Annotated in this window: 14 protein-coding genes; 12 read left to right on the forward strand and 2 right to left on the reverse strand. The window is 69.0% G+C overall.

The features are described from left to right. Positions 1-226: 226 nt before the first annotated feature. The 7 genes from C5H89_RS17765 (at position 227) to C5H89_RS17795 (ending at position 5,942) form a co-directional block, all read left to right on the forward strand. Positions 227-568: a hypothetical protein gene (locus tag C5H89_RS17765; RefSeq protein ID WP_104108283.1), complete on the forward strand. Its 342-nt coding sequence runs from the start codon at positions 227-229 to the stop codon at positions 566-568. Next, positions 565-1,077 (forward strand): hypothetical protein, encoded by a 513-nt coding sequence (locus tag C5H89_RS17770; RefSeq protein WP_104108284.1) that lies wholly within the window; start codon positions 565-567, stop codon positions 1,075-1,077. Before C5H89_RS17765 ends, C5H89_RS17770 begins: the two co-directional genes overlap by 4 nt. Before the next feature lie 77 nt (positions 1,078-1,154). Beyond that, positions 1,155-2,075 (forward strand): hypothetical protein, encoded by a 921-nt coding sequence (locus C5H89_RS19210; RefSeq protein ID WP_205305111.1) that lies wholly within the window; start codon positions 1,155-1,157, stop codon positions 2,073-2,075. 59 nt (positions 2,076-2,134) lie between these two features. Then, complete coding sequence (locus tag C5H89_RS17780; protein ID WP_104108285.1) at positions 2,135-2,818, forward strand: hypothetical protein; 684 nt, start codon at positions 2,135-2,137, stop codon at positions 2,816-2,818. A gap of 40 nt (positions 2,819-2,858) precedes the next feature. Beyond that, positions 2,859-3,401 carry a type IV toxin-antitoxin system AbiEi family antitoxin domain-containing protein gene (locus tag C5H89_RS17785; protein WP_104108286.1) on the forward strand — a complete coding sequence of 181 codons (543 nt, stop codon included), beginning with the start codon at positions 2,859-2,861 and terminating at the stop codon, positions 3,399-3,401. Beyond that, positions 3,398-4,225: a nucleotidyl transferase AbiEii/AbiGii toxin family protein gene (locus C5H89_RS17790; RefSeq protein WP_205305112.1), complete on the forward strand. Its 828-nt coding sequence runs from the start codon at positions 3,398-3,400 to the stop codon at positions 4,223-4,225. Before C5H89_RS17785 ends, C5H89_RS17790 begins: the two co-directional genes overlap by 4 nt. Positions 4,226-4,286: 61 nt before the next feature. Then, positions 4,287-5,942 carry a DUF5677 domain-containing protein gene (locus tag C5H89_RS17795; RefSeq protein ID WP_205305113.1) on the forward strand — a complete coding sequence of 552 codons (1,656 nt, stop codon included), beginning with the start codon at positions 4,287-4,289 and terminating at the stop codon, positions 5,940-5,942. A gap of 207 nt (positions 5,943-6,149) precedes the next feature. Here C5H89_RS17795 and C5H89_RS17800 read toward each other — a convergent pair whose 3' ends face one another. Continuing rightward, positions 6,150-7,202: an NAD(P)-dependent alcohol dehydrogenase gene (locus tag C5H89_RS17800; RefSeq protein ID WP_104108289.1), complete on the reverse strand. Its 1,053-nt coding sequence runs from the start codon at positions 7,200-7,202 to the stop codon at positions 6,150-6,152. 93 nt (positions 7,203-7,295) lie between these two features. On the opposite strand from C5H89_RS17800, the gene C5H89_RS17805 reads away from it, so the two are divergent. Next, entirely contained in the window at positions 7,296-7,904 is a 609-nt protein-coding gene (locus C5H89_RS17805) for a TetR/AcrR family transcriptional regulator (RefSeq protein ID WP_104108290.1), read from the forward strand. A 46-nt stretch (positions 7,905-7,950) separates the two neighbouring features. Beyond that, complete coding sequence (locus C5H89_RS17810; RefSeq protein WP_104108291.1) at positions 7,951-8,817, forward strand: M15 family metallopeptidase; 867 nt, start codon at positions 7,951-7,953, stop codon at positions 8,815-8,817. A 3-nt stretch (positions 8,818-8,820) separates the two neighbouring features. Here the strand turns inward: C5H89_RS17810 and C5H89_RS17815 are convergent, their stop codons facing one another. Continuing rightward, a complete protein-coding gene (locus tag C5H89_RS17815; protein WP_104108292.1) occupies positions 8,821-12,516 on the reverse strand; it encodes an SdrD B-like domain-containing protein in 3,696 nt (1,231 codons plus the stop codon). A gap of 148 nt (positions 12,517-12,664) precedes the next feature. On the opposite strand from C5H89_RS17815, the gene C5H89_RS17820 reads away from it, so the two are divergent. The 3 genes from C5H89_RS17820 to C5H89_RS17825 are packed head-to-tail and all read left to right on the forward strand — an operon-like array spanning position 12,665 to position 15,821. Further along, entirely contained in the window at positions 12,665-13,975 is a 1,311-nt protein-coding gene (locus tag C5H89_RS17820; RefSeq protein ID WP_104108293.1) for a right-handed parallel beta-helix repeat-containing protein, read from the forward strand. Continuing rightward, the gene (locus C5H89_RS19030; RefSeq protein WP_162799455.1) at positions 13,975-14,712 is read left to right on the forward strand and encodes a hypothetical protein; all 738 of its coding nucleotides are present in this window, start codon (positions 13,975-13,977) and stop codon (positions 14,710-14,712) included. The genes C5H89_RS17820 and C5H89_RS19030 overlap by 1 nt, the downstream gene beginning before the upstream one ends. Then, entirely contained in the window at positions 14,709-15,821 is a 1,113-nt protein-coding gene (locus tag C5H89_RS17825) for a Dyp-type peroxidase (protein WP_162799456.1), read from the forward strand. Before C5H89_RS19030 ends, C5H89_RS17825 begins: the two co-directional genes overlap by 4 nt. The last annotated feature ends 80 nt before the right edge of the window (positions 15,822-15,901 follow it).

Consider the following 15,901-nt stretch of genomic DNA (forward strand, 5'->3'; position numbering starts at 1 on the left):
CATATCCGCAGGTCACAAGCCGTTTCGTCCTCGACTCCTACGATCCTTCGTAGCATGCGTGCCGACTGAAACTGGGTGTGGAACGAGGTCAGAAGGCAGGGATCTGGAGGAGATTCTGGGAGCCGTGTAGAGCCAATGGTGATCAATGGTTGGGCTCAGGGTGGCCAGGTGAAGGACAGTGGGAATTCGGTGGGGATAGGCGCACGGCGTGAGCGAGAATGCGCGCATGGACACGGTCACCCTCTGGCGCCCGACGGGCCCCGAAGAGCTTGCGCTCGTCGAAGCCTCGGGCTGGCGCGAGTGGCCGCCGCGACTCCCGGACCAGCCGATCTTCTACCCGGTCCTGAACGAGGACTACGCCGTCCGGATCGCCCGCGACTGGAACGTCAAGGCGAGTGGTGTCGGCTACGTGACGCGCTTCGAGGTCGAGAAGGACTTCCTCGACCAGTACAACGTCCAGCAGGCTGGCGGTCAGACGATCCTGGAGTACTGGATCCCCGCCGAGGATCTCGACGAGTTCAACCAGCACATCGTTGGCCTGATCGAAGTCGTTCGCGAGTTCCGATGAGCGATCACAACGTGACACCGGAGCAGGCGTCACACGGCCGGGTCATCCCGGACCGCGATCTGCCGATGGTCGCTGCGCAGTGGTTGGTCGATGGCTACGACTCGCCACTCCTTCGGGAACTGGCCTCGCACACATCCAGGCAGGCGCTCGAAGGCCAGGTCAGGCTCGCCGACGTCCTGGCCGAGCTCGGCTATCCGATCCGCGAGCTCGATTCTCCGTACGAGCAACTGCCATGGCGCGGCCAGTGGGAAGGCATCTGGTGGGCCGTCGATCGAATGGATCGCACCCACCGGCCCTATGCGTCGGCGCAGTACGTCATCGAGATCATCGGCGACTACGAAGGTCTGTGGGATCCCGGCGGGGGCGAGGCCTTGATGGCGATGCTCCGGGCCTGGGACGAGAATCCGGACCTGCGGCCCGCGATCGATGAGCAGATCCGTAGGCATCTCCGTGGACTTCGCGAAGACGACGTGCCGCCGCTCGGGCTGCTGGAGGGGTGGGACGGATGACGAGCCCTTGGCGGGGTCCGATCGAGCGGCTCTGGGCTGAGCATCTAGCTCGGCCATTCCCGCCTGACCTTCGAGGCGTGGAGGTCGGCGGCGTCGAAGTTGTCCTGCTTGATTCGGACATCGCCGGCTACGTATCGACCTGGCTCTCGTCCGGCCGGCTCAACGGTGGAGCGCATCCGATCCTGGCGCAGTGCATGGACGAGGCGTACCGCGTCGCGAGGCTGCTGGTCGATTCGACTGATGCCGCGTACTTCGAGGGCCTGGGGAACCTCGCACACGCAGTCCTCGGCGCGGACGAGGTCCGGGAGGAGTTCGCCCCGCCGCGAAGTTATCTGGCCTGCAAGTGGAGCCACTCAGCCAGCGACGAGCCCACAGTGATTCTCTCCGAGCTCGACTCGGCGCGCTACGAGGTTCGCAAGATCCAGCAGTTTGCCGATGGCCGGCTGGAGCGCGCCGACCGAATCACCGAGGCGAGCACTTCCCTGAGCTGGGAGCCAACGCCGAGCGAGCCCGAGATCGCGGCGAATGATGAGTTCGAACTTGTCGATATCGATGCGGCCACCTTCGAGGAGAACTGGCGACAAGCGGTTCCGGTCGGGCTCCCTGTGCTCGTTATCGACGGCGACAAGTTCGACGACTTCGAAGGTTTCGTGGTGCGATTCTCGGCGCTCCTCGAGGACTTCAAGTGGAACGGCAGCCTCGACGCCTTCAACGACATCCTTCGGGGTGGGTGCGGAACTCCGGACGGTGGTTTCGAGTTGCGTTGGTTGAACTCGACCCGGTCACGACAGGCGCTCGGACGCCCCGCCACTATCCGCTGGCTCGAGGACACCATTGCCCGTGCCCACTCGTCCAACATCCCGAGGCTCGCAGCCGAGTTGGAAGCAGCCAGGAGGGGGCAGGGCACGACGCTCTTTGAGTGGATCGTTGAGATCGTTGAAGCGCATGGTCCCGGCGGACACGAGGCCGAGAGCAGCGTCCTCCTGCGCCTGCTCTGAGCCGCTCCGGTGTACGTAACCGGTTCGCCCTGCATCCTCGGGTAGGCGACCATGAACGCATGGAATGGGACGCTGCGACGCGCGAGAGGTTGGAGACCGCGCTCAACGAGTCCGATGTCGTTGGCGTACGGCTCGATCCCGCAGGCGCGCACGTCGACGTACTGCTTCACGTGATCGCGCTTCCAGAGTCTGGCCCGCTCGTGAAGGACGGTCGCCGGATCATGCGGCTCATGCGGCCTGCCGAACTGCGGTTCCTTCTGCGGCGGGATCCGGTCGGCGAGCAGGCGGCGACCCAGCCGGCCATCCCGCTGGCTGACGAGGAAGCGGTCGAGAACTTCTTCGACTCGCTCGCCTGGGGCGGTTCGATCTACGGCTGGCGCTTCTTCGATGAGCCGGGACTGACCAGTGACTGGCCGGCGGATCCGAGTCTCCAAATCTCGGTTCGAACCGAAGGTGGCCCGCACTCGTTCTACTGGTTCAACGAATGCGGCGTCGAGAGGGACGGTGAGAGCGAGGCCTTCTGCATCGAGGGCACGATCACTTTCGACGACCTCGTGGTGTTCGATGCCGAGGAGCGCGAGATTCCCATCGAGACGTTCATCTCTGACGGCGTTCGCCAATGGGACGCGCTCCACGCGCACGATGATCGCCTCAGTGTGGACGCTCAGAGGGAATCGCAGAACCGCGCCCCGAAATGGAGGAAGTGGGCGGAGGGGGCGGAATCGGCCATGGGCCCGATGTGAGTCGGTGTCACAACACTACCGTTTTCGGTATAGTTGTGACATGGCCGCCGAGACGAAGTACCGGGACATCGTGCGCGAGATCGCGCTCGATCAGCACGGCTACGTCACCACGAAGCAGGCGGCCGAGGCAGGAGTCCCGGCCGCCGAGCTACCCAAGCTTGCCGCACGCGGCGGTCTGGAGAACGTCGCCTACGGGATCTATCGGGTGCCGGATGCACCTCCCAGCGCGTTCGACCAGTTCGCCGAGGCGCTACTACGTGCCGGTGAGGGGTCGTACCTCCATGGAGACTCGGTGCTCGCCTTGTTCGGGCTCGCTGATGTGAACCCTCGACGAATCAGGGTCGCCGTTCGGAAGCGCACTCGGCCGAAGCTGCCGCCGTTCATCGAGCTAACTCTGGTGAAGGGTGATGTCGTGACGACCCAGTACGAAGGTCTGGAGTCGCAACGCGTTGCGGACGCGATCCTCGAGTGCCGGGGGCGCATCGAGCGGAGCCGCCTGATGGATGCTGCCGAGGAAGCGCGAAGGGAAGGCCTGATGACCACCAAGGAATGGCAGCGGGTCAGGAGGGAACTCCGATCGTGAGCTACACCGATGCTCCGAACAGCGTCCGGTCGCTGGAGCAGCGCATCCGCAATCTCGAGGGCAGCGAGGAACTCGCCATTCGACGACGCGTCGGCATGGCGCTCGTCGTGGTCGGCCAGATGCTTCCCGAGGGAGCCATCAAGGGCGGCAGCGCGATGGCGCTTCGCTACGGCCGCGGCACTCGGTTCACCCAAGATCTCGACGCGGCCCGAGTTCAGCCGCTTGCTCGGTTTCGCAGCGACTTCGAGGACGCGCTGGCTGCCGGCTGGGCCGGCTTCACCGGCAGGCTGATCGAGAAGGCTGCTCCCCGGCCGACCGGCGTGCCAACCGCGTACGTCATGCAGCCGTTCGACGTGAAGCTCGACTATCGCGGTCGACCTTGGTGCACCGTGAAGTTCGAGCTCGGCCACAACGAGATCGGCGATGCGGACGAGCCGCAGTACCAGCTCGCCGACGGCTTGGTGCAGCTCGTCACCGAGGTGGGTCTAGAGGCGCCCAAGCCGGTGCCGGTTATGCGGGCCGATCACCAGGTCGCCCAGAAGCTGCATGCGGTCTCGGAGCCTGGCAGCGAGCGAGTCCGCGACCTCGTCGACCTCCAGCTGCTCGACAAGGGCGAGGACCTTGACCTGGTGCAGGTGAAGGCAACCTGTATCCGGCTCTTCGAGTACCGGCGCCAACAGGCCTGGCCGCCGACCATCGAGACTGGTGCCGGTTGGGACACGCTGTACGAGGCCGCGGTCGAGGACATCGACGCCTTACCCGACGCCGAGGCTGCCATTGCGTGGGTCAACGAGTTTGTCCAGCGAATCGTCGGCGGCGCCTGAAGGACAACTGGGCGGCCCGTGACCTCACAGAACTGTCGGACCCAACAATTACGTTGTTCTCGTGACCGTCCCGAAGCCGAATCAGCACGCTGGGCCGATGGCCGGCCACGTTCGGAAGGGACGCGTCTACCGTTCCCCGCTCGCCGCAACCGGTGCGCTACAGGTTCACGACTGGTTCAAGGACGATCTTCCTGATCTCCTGTGGCCGGCGCTCGTCCTCGCTGAGCAAGGCAACGAGAGTGTCCATCGCTTCGTTCGGTGGCAGAAGGCGGTTCAAGATGGGCTCGCTGCTCACGGCGAAACCACCCTTGTCGCGGAGTCGTTGGACGGGCGCCTGACGCACCTCGCGGTGCTTGCCGCGAAGTCCTCGGACGCGGCGGAGCTCATCGTCGCCGAGGCAACCCGCTATGGCTTGTTGTCAGAGGGTGTCCGCAGTGGGCTCGGGTCCTATCCCTACATGCCGGCGCCGTGGCTCGCCGGACAGGGACAGGTCCGTCCTCCCGAGTTGGCCGAACTGCAGCTGATCCGCAGCGCCCTGCTCGGTGTTCTCAAGGATAGTCACCGGGAAGCGCTCCTCAAGTGCCTGCGCACCTGGAGCACGGTCCAGGCAGGCACCTTCAGGTCGGACGAGAAGACGATCGACATCCTGAAGAACTACCCCGGCGACAGCAGCAGCAGATCAGCCGCCGACACGACGGTTCGAGCCATGTGGGGTGCGCACAAGGGTGCAGTGCTCATCGACGATCCGAACCACTTCGATGAAGCGATCAAGTGGGCGCGGGTGTTCTGGGGCGCCAACTCAATGACATCGAGGTGCGTCCGCAAGCGGGAGTCGGAAGGTGAAGACGACATGGAAGCTCCAAAGAATGGGAGTGCCGTGCACGAGTCGCCAGCCGACCAGCCTTCTGGTGACGCGGCTGCGGCTACTCCCGTCCCGGCGGACGGAGCGCACCTTCGTGGGCTCACGATGGATCTGTTGAGCAGCTTCGTGGAGGCACTCGAAACAGCACCGGCGCGATTGCACGACAACGAGCGGCAGGAGGTCATCTCGGGACTCGTCGCCCGCGCTGGGCGCGACCTCATCGCGGTGCTGACCGCGCCCGATCTTTGGTGCATGGAGCACGGCGCGCACATCGTCCGGATGCTGGTTGAGACGAAGATCTACCTCCACTGGATGGCCCAGCAGGACCCGTCCATCTATCGAGAGTTTCAGGAGTACGGCGCAGGCAAGGCCAAGCTCTACGCCCGGATCTCAGATGAGGTGCCGGCGGAGGCGCGCAAGGCCGGATTCCAGGAGGCCATCGAGGAGTTCGAGCGTCTCAGTCACAACCACGACGTCTTCGATCACCGGGTCGTTGACACCCGAGACACATTCGCGGGCGGGAAGTCGATCCGAGCGATGGCCGAGGAGACCGGGCTGTTGGACTTCTACCGTCAGGCGTATTCGCTCGCCAGCGGGGTCGCCCACTCCGAATGGTGGTCAGTCGAGACGCACGCGATGGAGCCCTGCCTGAATGTGCTTCACGGTCTCCACCTCATTCCGAGTCTCTCGCTGAGCTTCGGTGGCAACGTCCCGCTGGCCTCGTCATGGGTTGATCAGTTCTACTCCTTGGTTCGAACCGCCTTGGGCATTCTTGGCACCGATGACGCGGCCGTGTCCGCAGCTTTCAGTTGGCTCGACGAGTCGGCCGAGGAGGAGGCGTCCGAGTCCCCGTGACGTTCGGCTCGTCCGATCTTCGGCAGCTCGCAACTGGAATTGCGAGCAGTGCGTGCGTGGCAAAAACGTGGCAGGAGAGTCGTCGGAGCCAGTCGACCGTCAACGCCGACAGCCACGTTTGCGCAGGTCAGCGGCACATTGCCGTCGATTGCCAACCACAGTCGCTGAGCGTGCCGGGCTTCCCCTGGTACTACTGAGTCCGCGCGTTCACGCGTCTCCTCCGTCCACGTCGGACATGTCGAGCACGAAACGGTAGCGAACGTCGTTGCGCCGGAGCCGGTCGAGAGCCGTGTTCACCTGCGACGACGGCAGCACCTCGATGTCGGCAGCGACGCCGTTGTCCGCGCAGAACTGGAGCATCTCGGCTGTCGCTCGACGGCCTCCGCTGCCCGCGGAGCTGAGCCTCTTGCGACCGATGAGCAGGTCGGTGGTCTCGAGCGTGACGGGACCGAGGTGGCCGACGACGCTGAGGGTTCCGTCCATCGCCACCAGCTTGAGGTACGGGGCCAGGTCGTGGGCGGCTGAGATGGTGTCGATGACCACGTCGAAGGTGTCGCGTGCCGCAGCCATCTGCTCGCCGTCGGTGGAGTCGATCAGGTCGTCAGCGCCGAGCCGGTGCGCGTCGTCGCGCTTGTCCGGGGTGCGGCTGACGACGGTCGTCTCGGCGCCGAGCGCTACGGCGAGCTTGACGGCGAGGTGGCCCAGGCCGCCGAGCCCAGCGATGGCGACGCGGCTGCCGGGGCCGACGCCGAGCGCGCGCAGTGGCTCCCAGACCGTGACACCGGCGCACATCAGCGGGGCAGCCGCAGCCGGGTCGAGGCCAGCGGGGAGGCGGTAGGCGAAGGCTTCCCGCACGACGTACTCGCGGGAGTATCCGCCCAGGGTGGTCGACCCGTCCTGCCGATCGGTACCGCCGTAGGTCAGCGTCGGGAAGGAGTAGCAGAAGTTCTCCTGCCCGGCGGTGCACATGGCGCACTCGCCGCAGGAGTCGACGATGTTGCCCACCGCGACCCGATCGCCGACCGAGAAGGCGGTGACCTCCGGCCCGGTTCCGGTCACCACGCCGGTGAACTCATGCCCGGGCACCAGAGGCGCCTTCGCCTCAGGGTCGTGGAGCTGCAGGGCGTGGAGGTCGCTGTGGCACACGCCGCAGAAGTCGACCTGCACCGCAAGGTCATCCGGGCGGAGCTCCCGTCGCTCCAGCGTCGTTCGTCGCAGCTCCGCCGAGCCGGCCGCGTGCCAACCAAGGGACGTTCTCATACCTACTCCTTAAACAGACTGTTCGGTCTGCTTCATGCTGACACACCTCTCGTGGCGGAGCAAACCAACCGTTCTGTTTGATAGACTGGTGGCATGCCGGAGCAGCCCCAGACCTCCAGAGGCGCGGCGACCTATCAGCGCATCCTGGAGGCCGCCACGGAAGAGTTCGCGCAGCACGGCATCGCCGGGGCGCGCATCGAACGCATCGTGACGGCAGCGCGCAGCAACAAGGCGCAGCTCTACGCCTACTTCGGGGACAAGGACCGACTGTTCGACGCCATCTTCCTCAGCTCGCTGGAGCGCATCACCAACGTCGTGCCTCTCGACGCCGACGACCTCGCGGAGTGGGCCGTTCGTCTCTACGACGAGTACCTGCGCCGACCCGACCTCATCCGGCTGGCCACGTGGGCGCGGCTCGAGCGACGGCCCACCGGGCACCTCGTCGAGACCCACCAGCAGTACGACGACCGCAAGCTCGCGGCCATCGCGGCGGCGCAAGCCGCCGGACGGGTCCGGGCAGGTGACCCGTTCGACATCATGGCCCTGGTCATCGCGATGTCCATGGCCTGGTCACCGGTCAGCAATGTGTATGCGGCCAGCAACCAGGAACCCGACGACGTGCATGACCAACGCCGTGCCCTGCTCCGCGACTTCGTCCGAAGCGCCACCGAAGCCGGCACGGGTGACGCGCCCCTCCCATGACTGCTGCACCCACCGACCAGGTCACGGACAGGACGGATCCTCGCCCATGACGCTCCGCTTCGCCGTGACCGCCTGCAGGACCACTGTGCTCGTCCTGACCACCGTCCTGGCGACCGTCCTGACGACGGGGTGCAGCCCGTCCAGCTCGCCGACGAGCACCCCGTACAGCGCACCGACCACTGCGGCTGCCCGCCCGAGCACCCCGGGCCGCACGCCCCCGCCGTGGCTGGGCACCCGGATCCTGCCGACGGACGACCCGGCCGCGATCGCCGCCCTGCGCACCCCCCGGCGGCTGCGCGAGCGCGCCTTCACGCTGCCCGACACCCTGGACCCGCTCTCGGGGCGGGGCTTCCGGGCGGTCGTCGAGTCGCCTGCTCCGAGCCAGGTGATCGCCCGCTCCACCTGGAACCCCGCCTGCCCGGTCGCGGCCCAGGACCTCGCCTGGATCCGGCTGACCTTCCGCGGCTTCGACGGCGCCCGGCACACCGGCGAGCTGCTGGTCAACGCTGCCGTGGCCGACGACCTGGTCAGCGTCTTCCGCGACCTGTGGCGGGCGCGCTTCCCGATGGAGCAGCTGGCGATCACCACCCGCGCGGAGCGGGACGCTGACCCGACCGGGGACGGCAACGGCACGGGGGCGTTCAACTGCCGGCCCGTGACCGGCGGGAGCTCCTACAGCGAGCACGCCTACGGCCTGGCCGTCGACCTCAACCCGTTCCAGAACCCGTACGCCAAGGGCGCGGTGGTGCTGCCCGAGCTGGCTCGCAGCTACCTGGACCGCGGACGGCGCCGACCCGGGGTGATCACCGCCGACGGCCCGGTGGTCCGGGCCTTCGACCGCATCGGCTGGGGCTGGGGCGGGGACTGGCGCACGCTGAAGGACTACCAGCACTTCTCCGCCACCGACCGCTGAGCGCTATCCCTTGCCCTTGTTCTTGCCCTTCACCTGGCGGGCGATCACCACGACGTACTTCGTGTAGTGGAAGCGCCCGTTGCGGTAGACCACCCGGTCCGTGCAGCTGATCAGGACCAGACGGTGGGGCCCTGCCGTCGAGAAGTAGCGCTGCGGGACCTTGTTGCGGCGGTCGAAGGTCTTCTTGGCCGTGACCACGTAGGTGTACCGCTCACCGCCGCGCACCACCTGGATCCGCTCCCCGCGCTTGGCGGAGTTCAGTCGCCACATGGCGCCCGGGCGATCGTGCCGGTCGGAGACGTGCCCGCCGACCACCGCGGTGCCGATCTTGTCCCCGAAGCCGGCAGACTTCTTCAGCCGTGCGACCTCGTGGACGTTGCCCGGCAGCGTCATCTGTCCCTTGCGGATGCTCCCGGTGCGCACCACGGCCGGCTTGCGCAGACCCGGGAGCGTGATCGTCGTTGGCGCCCGACGGGCGCTCTGCTGCTTCGGCTTCAGCGTGCCGGAGAAGCCGCCGGAGATGATCGGCGCGACGTAGCGGGGCTTGGCGACCACGGTCGTCTCAGCCACCTGTCCGCACTTGTGCGTGGCCGACTCGTTGTTGGCATCGGCCCGGATGGCGACGCGCCAGGTGTAGACGCCGGGAGCGCGGACCCGGACCTTCGGCGTACGGTTCCAGCCGTTCTCGACGCGGAAGGTCTTCGTCCGGACCCGGTTGCCCGGCGTGCAGGTGATCGCGGCCCGGGACGAGAACGGTCCGTAGAGACCGGCAGTGACGGTGCCGCCCTCGTCGGCGAGTCCGCGCACCCGGATCCGGTCGAAGAACGGCTTGCCCACGACCACCCGGCGACGCGAGGTGACGGTGCGCACCTCAGGGGTGCTCTTCTCCTTCACCTCGTTGGTGATCCGGTTCGACACGGTGAAGAGGATCGAACGTCCCCCGTTCACGGTGATGAGCTGGGTCCGCGACGGCTGGTAGGTCGCCTCGAGCTGGTCTCCCCCACGCTCCGAGATCGTGATCCGGGTGCCGACGGGGAGACGTTGCGGCACTGCGGGGGCCGTCTGACCCGGTGCCACCGCGAACGTCGCCGGGTTCACGCTCGCCAGAGAGTTGTCGCCGCGGAAGTCCGTTGCGGCGGTGACGTCGAAGGTGAACGTCCGCCCCGGCGGCGGCGTGTCGCCCCGCGTCAGCTTGCTGATCTGGAACGTGCCGGTGGCGATGAAACCGGCGTCGATGGTGTGGTTGTTGCGGCCCGGCGACCCGACGTTCACCGGAGCCTGGCCGTTGGCCGGGTTCGGGTTCGAGTCGCGCTGCAGCGCTGCCGTGGCCTGGGAGGTGAAGGCCAGGTCCGCCCAGGTGATGCCGGCGAAGCCCGGGTTGTCAGCGTTCGGCCCGGTGAAGGTGACCGGGCCGGTGCCGCGCCCGAACACCACGACGTACGGCAGCGTGTCGCCCTGGGTGGCCGCCGGGTTGAAGCCGGCGATCTCGTCACTGCGGAAGTAGTACTCGCCACGGGCGTTGGTCGTGGTCGAGGCCAGTGCCGCACCGGCGGGCGCCCCGTCCGGTCCGCGGGCGAACAGCGTGACCGGGGCTCCCTGGATCGCCGGCTCGTCCGGGTCCTGGCGACCGTTGAGGTCCGCGTCCAGCCAGACCCGGTTGCCGATCTCCACGGGCGGCTCACGGGTGAGCAGCGAGACGGCGCCCAGCCCTCCGCCCTTCTGGAAGAAGGGGGCGGTCGGGGGGGACCCGAACCCGATGGCCCGTCCCGGAAGGGGGTCGGGGGTTTGGTTGTAGCCGCGCAGGGTCTGGCCGTCGTCCACCGAGAACCAGCTCAGCCCGGAGACGCGGATGGCGCCGAGCGGATCCATGGCGGTCGAGGCGACCTCCTGGAGCCCGGGGTAGGCAGCGACGCCACCCAGGGTGTTGTCCCAGTGGTTGACGCCCTGGCCGATGTCCTGCCGGTCGTTGTAGAACTCTCCCCCGCCCGGCCCCTCGTCGTTGCCCGGGTTGGCACCGGTCCGAGCGCCGACGACGGCGTTGTCCTCGAGCGTTCCGTCGGGCGTCGCGATCAGGATGTCGCCACCCGAGACGGTCTCGAAGAAGCGGTCGTCGGTGGTGCAGGGAGCGGCGCACCCGGGCGGCGGCTCGGACGCCCACTGCCGGTTGCCGCCCTGGACGCTGCTGCGGTCGACGAACCCGAGCGTCAGGTAGCCCTGGGCATCGAACGTGATGCTGCCGAGGATCGGCTGGGGATAGTTGTGGGTCCAGCCGTAGGAGGTGTTGAAGCCCACCGAGCCGTTGCCGCCGTCCCAGTACCAGCTGTCGGTCCAGGAGTTCCAGCGCCGCACCTGGTCGGGGATCGCGGTGGTAGGCGGAATCGGGTCGCCCCAGCCGGCGATGTTGTTCCCCTTCTCGAAGTCGAGCGGGGCGGTGAGCGTGCTCGTCCACCCAGAGCCCCCGGTCGCCGCCGTCGCCTCCGGCTGCGAGACGACGTACATGTTGCCCGTCGCCTGGACGCCCGGATTCGCGCCGTCACCGTTGGTGTCGACGTAGCCGACGTAGACCCGGTCGCGGTTCACCGTCACGGCCCAGGGCCGCTGGTCGGCCGTCAGGCCCAGCGGGATCCGGGTGGCCGTCGTCGGGGTGGCGCCGTTCGTGATGTCGACGGCGTAGAGGTCCCGGTCGAAGAGGTTGACGAAGTACAGCGTCGTCGCGTCCTCGTTGATCGCGATGCCGCCGATGCCGACCTTGCCGGCGTTGACGAACGCGTTCGCGTCCCGGACGAGTGCGTCGGGGTCCCCGAGACCGCGGTCGGCGGTGCTCGGCACCGTCCCCACGTCCACCCCGAGGGTGGTGACGTCCAGCCAGGGCGTCACCGAACCGGTGGCAGGGTCGTTGAGGGCGCCGCTGCCCGGGGCGAGGACGTCGGTGATCCGGTAGATGCCCCCGAGCCCGAGCGGACCGAGCTCGGAGATCCGCTTGTAGGACGCCGCGGCGTAGGCGGCATTCTGGGACCGGGCGAAGGCCACGCCCCAGACTGAGCCCACCTCGCCGTACGTCGCCAGGTCCACGCGGCCCGGGTAGTTCCCGGACGCCGGGTCGTTGGGCGGCACCACCCACGGGTTGGCCACGACGGCGGGCTGAGCGGCGGCCTCGGGCACGCTCCGCAGCCCGGCGTACTGGATGCCCGTCATGATCGGCGCGTTGTTGGCCGCGTAGTCCTCCGGCTCGAGCACCCCGAAGTCGACGCCCTCGGCGCCAGCGGCCGCGAACTGGACGCTCGTGCCGTTGTCGGGCCCGGCGAAGGAGGACTGGTAGTTCCCCGGGAGCTGTTCTGCCGTCCCCCCGTTGGCGTCGGGGAACTCGATGCGCAGGGGTGTCCCGTCCGCGACGGACGAGGTGTTGATCGAGTAGCTGCCGTCGGCCGCGGTGGTGGCGGTGCCGACCACCCCACCGCGCGGTCCGTACGCCGTCACCGTCAGTCCGCCGAAGCCGACGTCGGTCTGGACGCCGGTGGCCGGGTCGCCCGCGTCGCGGGTGCCGTCCCCGTCGAAGTCCTGGTAGACCACCCCCGAGACCGAGCCCGGGGCCGCGTACGACGGTGGCGCGGCGACGATCCCGACGACCACGACGCTCAACGCTGTCGCGCCCAGCATCAGGCTGAGGCCCAGGTGGGAAAGCTTGTGGCACAGCCTCATGACGCCTCCGGTTGAACTCCGAGATGACGCCTCCTGACTGAAGAGCGCCCCGTAGTTCTTCCACCCCTATCACAGGGGTGACACGATTCACAGGGTCCTTGGTTTGGCCCTAAAACTGCCTTGTGGTAAGCGGCCTATACTCGGCGCCATGCCTATCGGGAGGGCCGCCGCGGCGGTCTTGGCGGTCGTGGCCTGCCTCGTCGCGGGCTGCTCGGACGACCCCGCCTCGCCGGAGGCCGACCCCTCGCTCGTGCGGGTCCCGCAGGACGCCGACTCCATCCAGGACGCCGTCGACCGGGTCGCGGCAGGTGGCCTGGTGCTCGTGGACGAGGGGGTCTACCGCGAGAGCGTCGTGGTCTCGACCGCCGACGTGACGCTACGAGGGGTGGACCGAGGAGGGACCGTCGTCGACGGCGAGGGCGAGCGCCCCTACGGTGTCGTCGGGATCGCCGACGGCCTCCGCGTGCAGAACCTCACGGTGCGCGACCACACCTTCTACGGGGTGCTGGTCACCGGCGTCCACGACGGGGACGTGCCGAGCGCGAACAACGGAGACGACTACGCGGAGTTCGACCCCGACCGCTTCCCCCCGGTGCAGCGCTTCGCGATCGACCACGTCACCGCTCACAACAACGGGCTCTACGGCATCTACGCCTTCGACGCCCAGCACGGGGTGATCGCCGACTCCTACGCCTCCGGCTCGGCCGACAGCGGGATCTACGTCGGCCAGTGCCACGCGTGCGACATCCTGGTGACCGGAAGCGTGGCCGAGCGCAACGCGGTCGGGTTCGAGAACGCCAACGCCTCCGGGCCGCTCGTGGTGACCGGCAACCGGTTCACCGGCAACCGCGTCGCCATGACGCTGCTCTCGAACTACCAGGAGGCGTTCCGCCCGCAGCGGGGCAACCAGATCGTCGGCAACGTCATCGGAGCCAGCGGGGCCGGTGACTCCCCCGCCCAGGCGGACGGCGGCTTCGGCACCGGCCTGGGCATCGCGGGCGGCGTCGGGAACGAGATCGCCCGCAACCGGATCGTCGGCAACCCCCGGGCCGGCGTCCTCCTGACGAACACCGAGGACCTGCCGGCGTCCGGCAACACCTTCACCGGCAACGTCTTCGCCGGAAACGCCACCGACATCGCGAACATCTCCGCGGTCCGTGCCCCGGCGACGGCGAATTGCGTGACCGGTCGGGTCACCACGGTGCCGGCGGCGCTCGCTCCGGCGCTGGGGTGCGGCACCGCCACGTCGCAGCCGGCGGCGGCACCGGCGGTCATCGCGCGGCGCGCGCGGGCTCCGCGGGGCATGAGCTTCCTCGACGTCACACACCCCGGCGAGCAGCCCGGCCTGTCCTCGGTCACGGGCGGGCTGGAACGGCTGCCCGACCGGGTGGTCATGCCGGACACCGCGCGGATCGGCGTACCCCCGGCGTCCCTGCTGTCCGGTCGAGGTGGGTCGTGATGCGCGCCCGCCGCTGGCTGGTCGTCCTGGCGCTCCTGGTGCTCGGCGCCGCCGGCTGCCGCGATGGTGCCGAGTCCACCGGCGACGCTTCGCGGGCCCCTGAGCCGAGACCGGTGACCGCCGGCGAGGCGCAGGTGCTGGCCACGACGATGTTCCGCAACTACGACGCGGGCAGCCGCTCGCTCCGGACCACGGTGCCGGTGGGCGAGCAGCGGGTCCGTCTCCAGGGGTGGGTCGACTACCGGACCCACACCGGCTACGCCCTGGCCACGGGGGCCGACTTCGCGCCGCAGCTGGTGCGGTGGAACCTCCGTCAGGTCGGGCTCACCCCGGCCCCCGCGGGCACCACCGACGCTCCGCCGCTGCCGATGCCGAAGGTGGGCTGGCAGACCCGTCCGGTCGACACCGAGCGTTCGGTCCTCGACGCGGTGCTGGTCGTGATCGCCGGCCTCGCCCAGGACCGGCCGGAGAACCCGCTCCTCCTGGCCCAGAACGGCGCGCTGTGGCTCGGTGGGGACGAGCTGAACGGCGACGAGGTGACCGGGTACGCCGCCCCGCCGTCCAACGAGCAGGCGGAAGCGCCGGTCGACTCCGACGACTCGGGCCTCCGGCTGTGGGTCGACGACACCGGGCTCGCCCACCGCGCCCAGGTCCGAACCGGCGACGACTGGGCGCAGGTGGACCTCGGCGACGCCGACGGGGTCTCGCTCCCCCGACTGCCGGCGGTGTCCCGGTGAGCCTGGACCGCAGGCAGGTGCTGACCTCGGCAGCGGTGGTCACGGGCGCAGGGGTTGCTTTGTCGATCGGCTGGGCGAGGGACCGGGGCGACCGGTCCGCGGGTCCCGGTCCGCGCGGCGCCCAGGAGTCGCGGGACCTCCAGGGCACCGGGCACCAGCCGGGCATCCACCGACCTGTCAACCCCCAGGCGTACGCGCTGCTCACGGTGCTCGACCTCCCGACGACGACCCGCGCGGAGCTCGGCGCACTGCTCGGCCGGCTCGGCGACACGATCAGCGCCGTCCCTGGTGAGTCAGGCGACCTGACCGCGACCGTCGGCGTCGGTCCCCGGCTGGTGCGCGCCGCCGGGGGCTCGCTGCCGGGGAGCACGCCACTGCCGGGCTTCGCCGGGGACGACCGCATCCCCTCGTCGTACGTCGGCGGCGACCTCCTGCTCGCCGTGCACGGACCGAACGCGGCCGCCGTCGAGCGGGTCACCGACCGCCTCGTGTCCGCCACCCGCGGACGGGTGCGGTGGGCCCAGGCGGGCTCCCGCTCCAGCGCCGGGCACGGCCGCGCCCGCAACCCGCTGGGGTTCCTCGACGGAGTGGTGGTCCCCCGCACCGACGCCGAGCTGGCCGACGACGTCTGGATCCCCGAGGGGCCGGCCGCCGGCGGCACCATCTGCGTGGTGCGACGCCTGCGGCTGGACGTCGACGGGTTCCAGGCGTTGCCGCTGCGCCGCCAGGAACGGGTCATCGGCCGCCGGCACTCCGACGGCGCCCCGCTGTCCGGAGGAGGCCCCTTGGACCAGGTCGACCTGTCGGCGAAGACGCCCGACGGCGAGTACGTGGTACCGCTGCACTCCCACGCCCGGGCGGCCCACCCGTCGTTCACCGGCAGCGGCCTGATGCTGCGGCGCAGCTATGCCTACCAGAACGGCGCGGAGGACCGCGGGCTGCTCTTCATCAGCTTCCAGCGCGAGCTCGCCACCTTCGTCCGCACCCAGCAGCGGCTCGACGAGGCCGACGAGCTGATGGGCTTCTCCAGCCCCACGGCCTCCGCCGCGTTCCTGGTCCTGCCGGGCTTCGACGGCACGCGTCCCCTGGGCGCCACGCTCTTCGGGTGAGCACCGCCGGGCTCGCCTGACACGGGGTGCCGGCAGGTCCGGGCATGATGTCCCCCGTGTGGGAGGCAGAGCAGTCACCA

This window comes from Nocardioides sp. 616, assembly GCF_002930065.1.
Taxonomy (GTDB): Bacteria; Actinomycetota; Actinomycetes; order Propionibacteriales; family Nocardioidaceae; genus Nocardioides; species Nocardioides houyundeii.

Excerpts from the sequence above, each read along its gene's own strand:
- C5H89_RS17815 (WP_104108292.1), bottom strand. The coding sequence starts at position 12,516 with ATGAGGCTGTGCCACAAGCTTTCCCACCTGGGCCTCAGCCTGATGCTG.
- C5H89_RS17780 (WP_104108285.1), top strand. The coding sequence starts at position 2,135 with ATGGAATGGGACGCTGCGACGCGCGAGAGGTTGGAGACCGCGCTCAAC.
- C5H89_RS17805 (WP_104108290.1), top strand. The coding sequence starts at position 7,296 with ATGCCGGAGCAGCCCCAGACCTCCAGAGGCGCGGCGACCTATCAGCGC.
- C5H89_RS17810 (WP_104108291.1), top strand. The coding sequence starts at position 7,951 with ATGACGCTCCGCTTCGCCGTGACCGCCTGCAGGACCACTGTGCTCGTC.
- C5H89_RS17820 (WP_104108293.1), top strand. The coding sequence starts at position 12,665 with ATGCCTATCGGGAGGGCCGCCGCGGCGGTCTTGGCGGTCGTGGCCTGC.
- C5H89_RS17785 (WP_104108286.1), top strand. The coding sequence starts at position 2,859 with ATGGCCGCCGAGACGAAGTACCGGGACATCGTGCGCGAGATCGCGCTC.
- C5H89_RS17770 (WP_104108284.1), top strand. The coding sequence starts at position 565 with ATGAGCGATCACAACGTGACACCGGAGCAGGCGTCACACGGCCGGGTC.
- C5H89_RS19030 (WP_162799455.1), top strand. The coding sequence starts at position 13,975 with ATGCGCGCCCGCCGCTGGCTGGTCGTCCTGGCGCTCCTGGTGCTCGGC.
- C5H89_RS17800 (WP_104108289.1), bottom strand. The coding sequence starts at position 7,202 with ATGAGAACGTCCCTTGGTTGGCACGCGGCCGGCTCGGCGGAGCTGCGA.
- C5H89_RS17765 (WP_104108283.1), top strand. The coding sequence starts at position 227 with ATGGACACGGTCACCCTCTGGCGCCCGACGGGCCCCGAAGAGCTTGCG.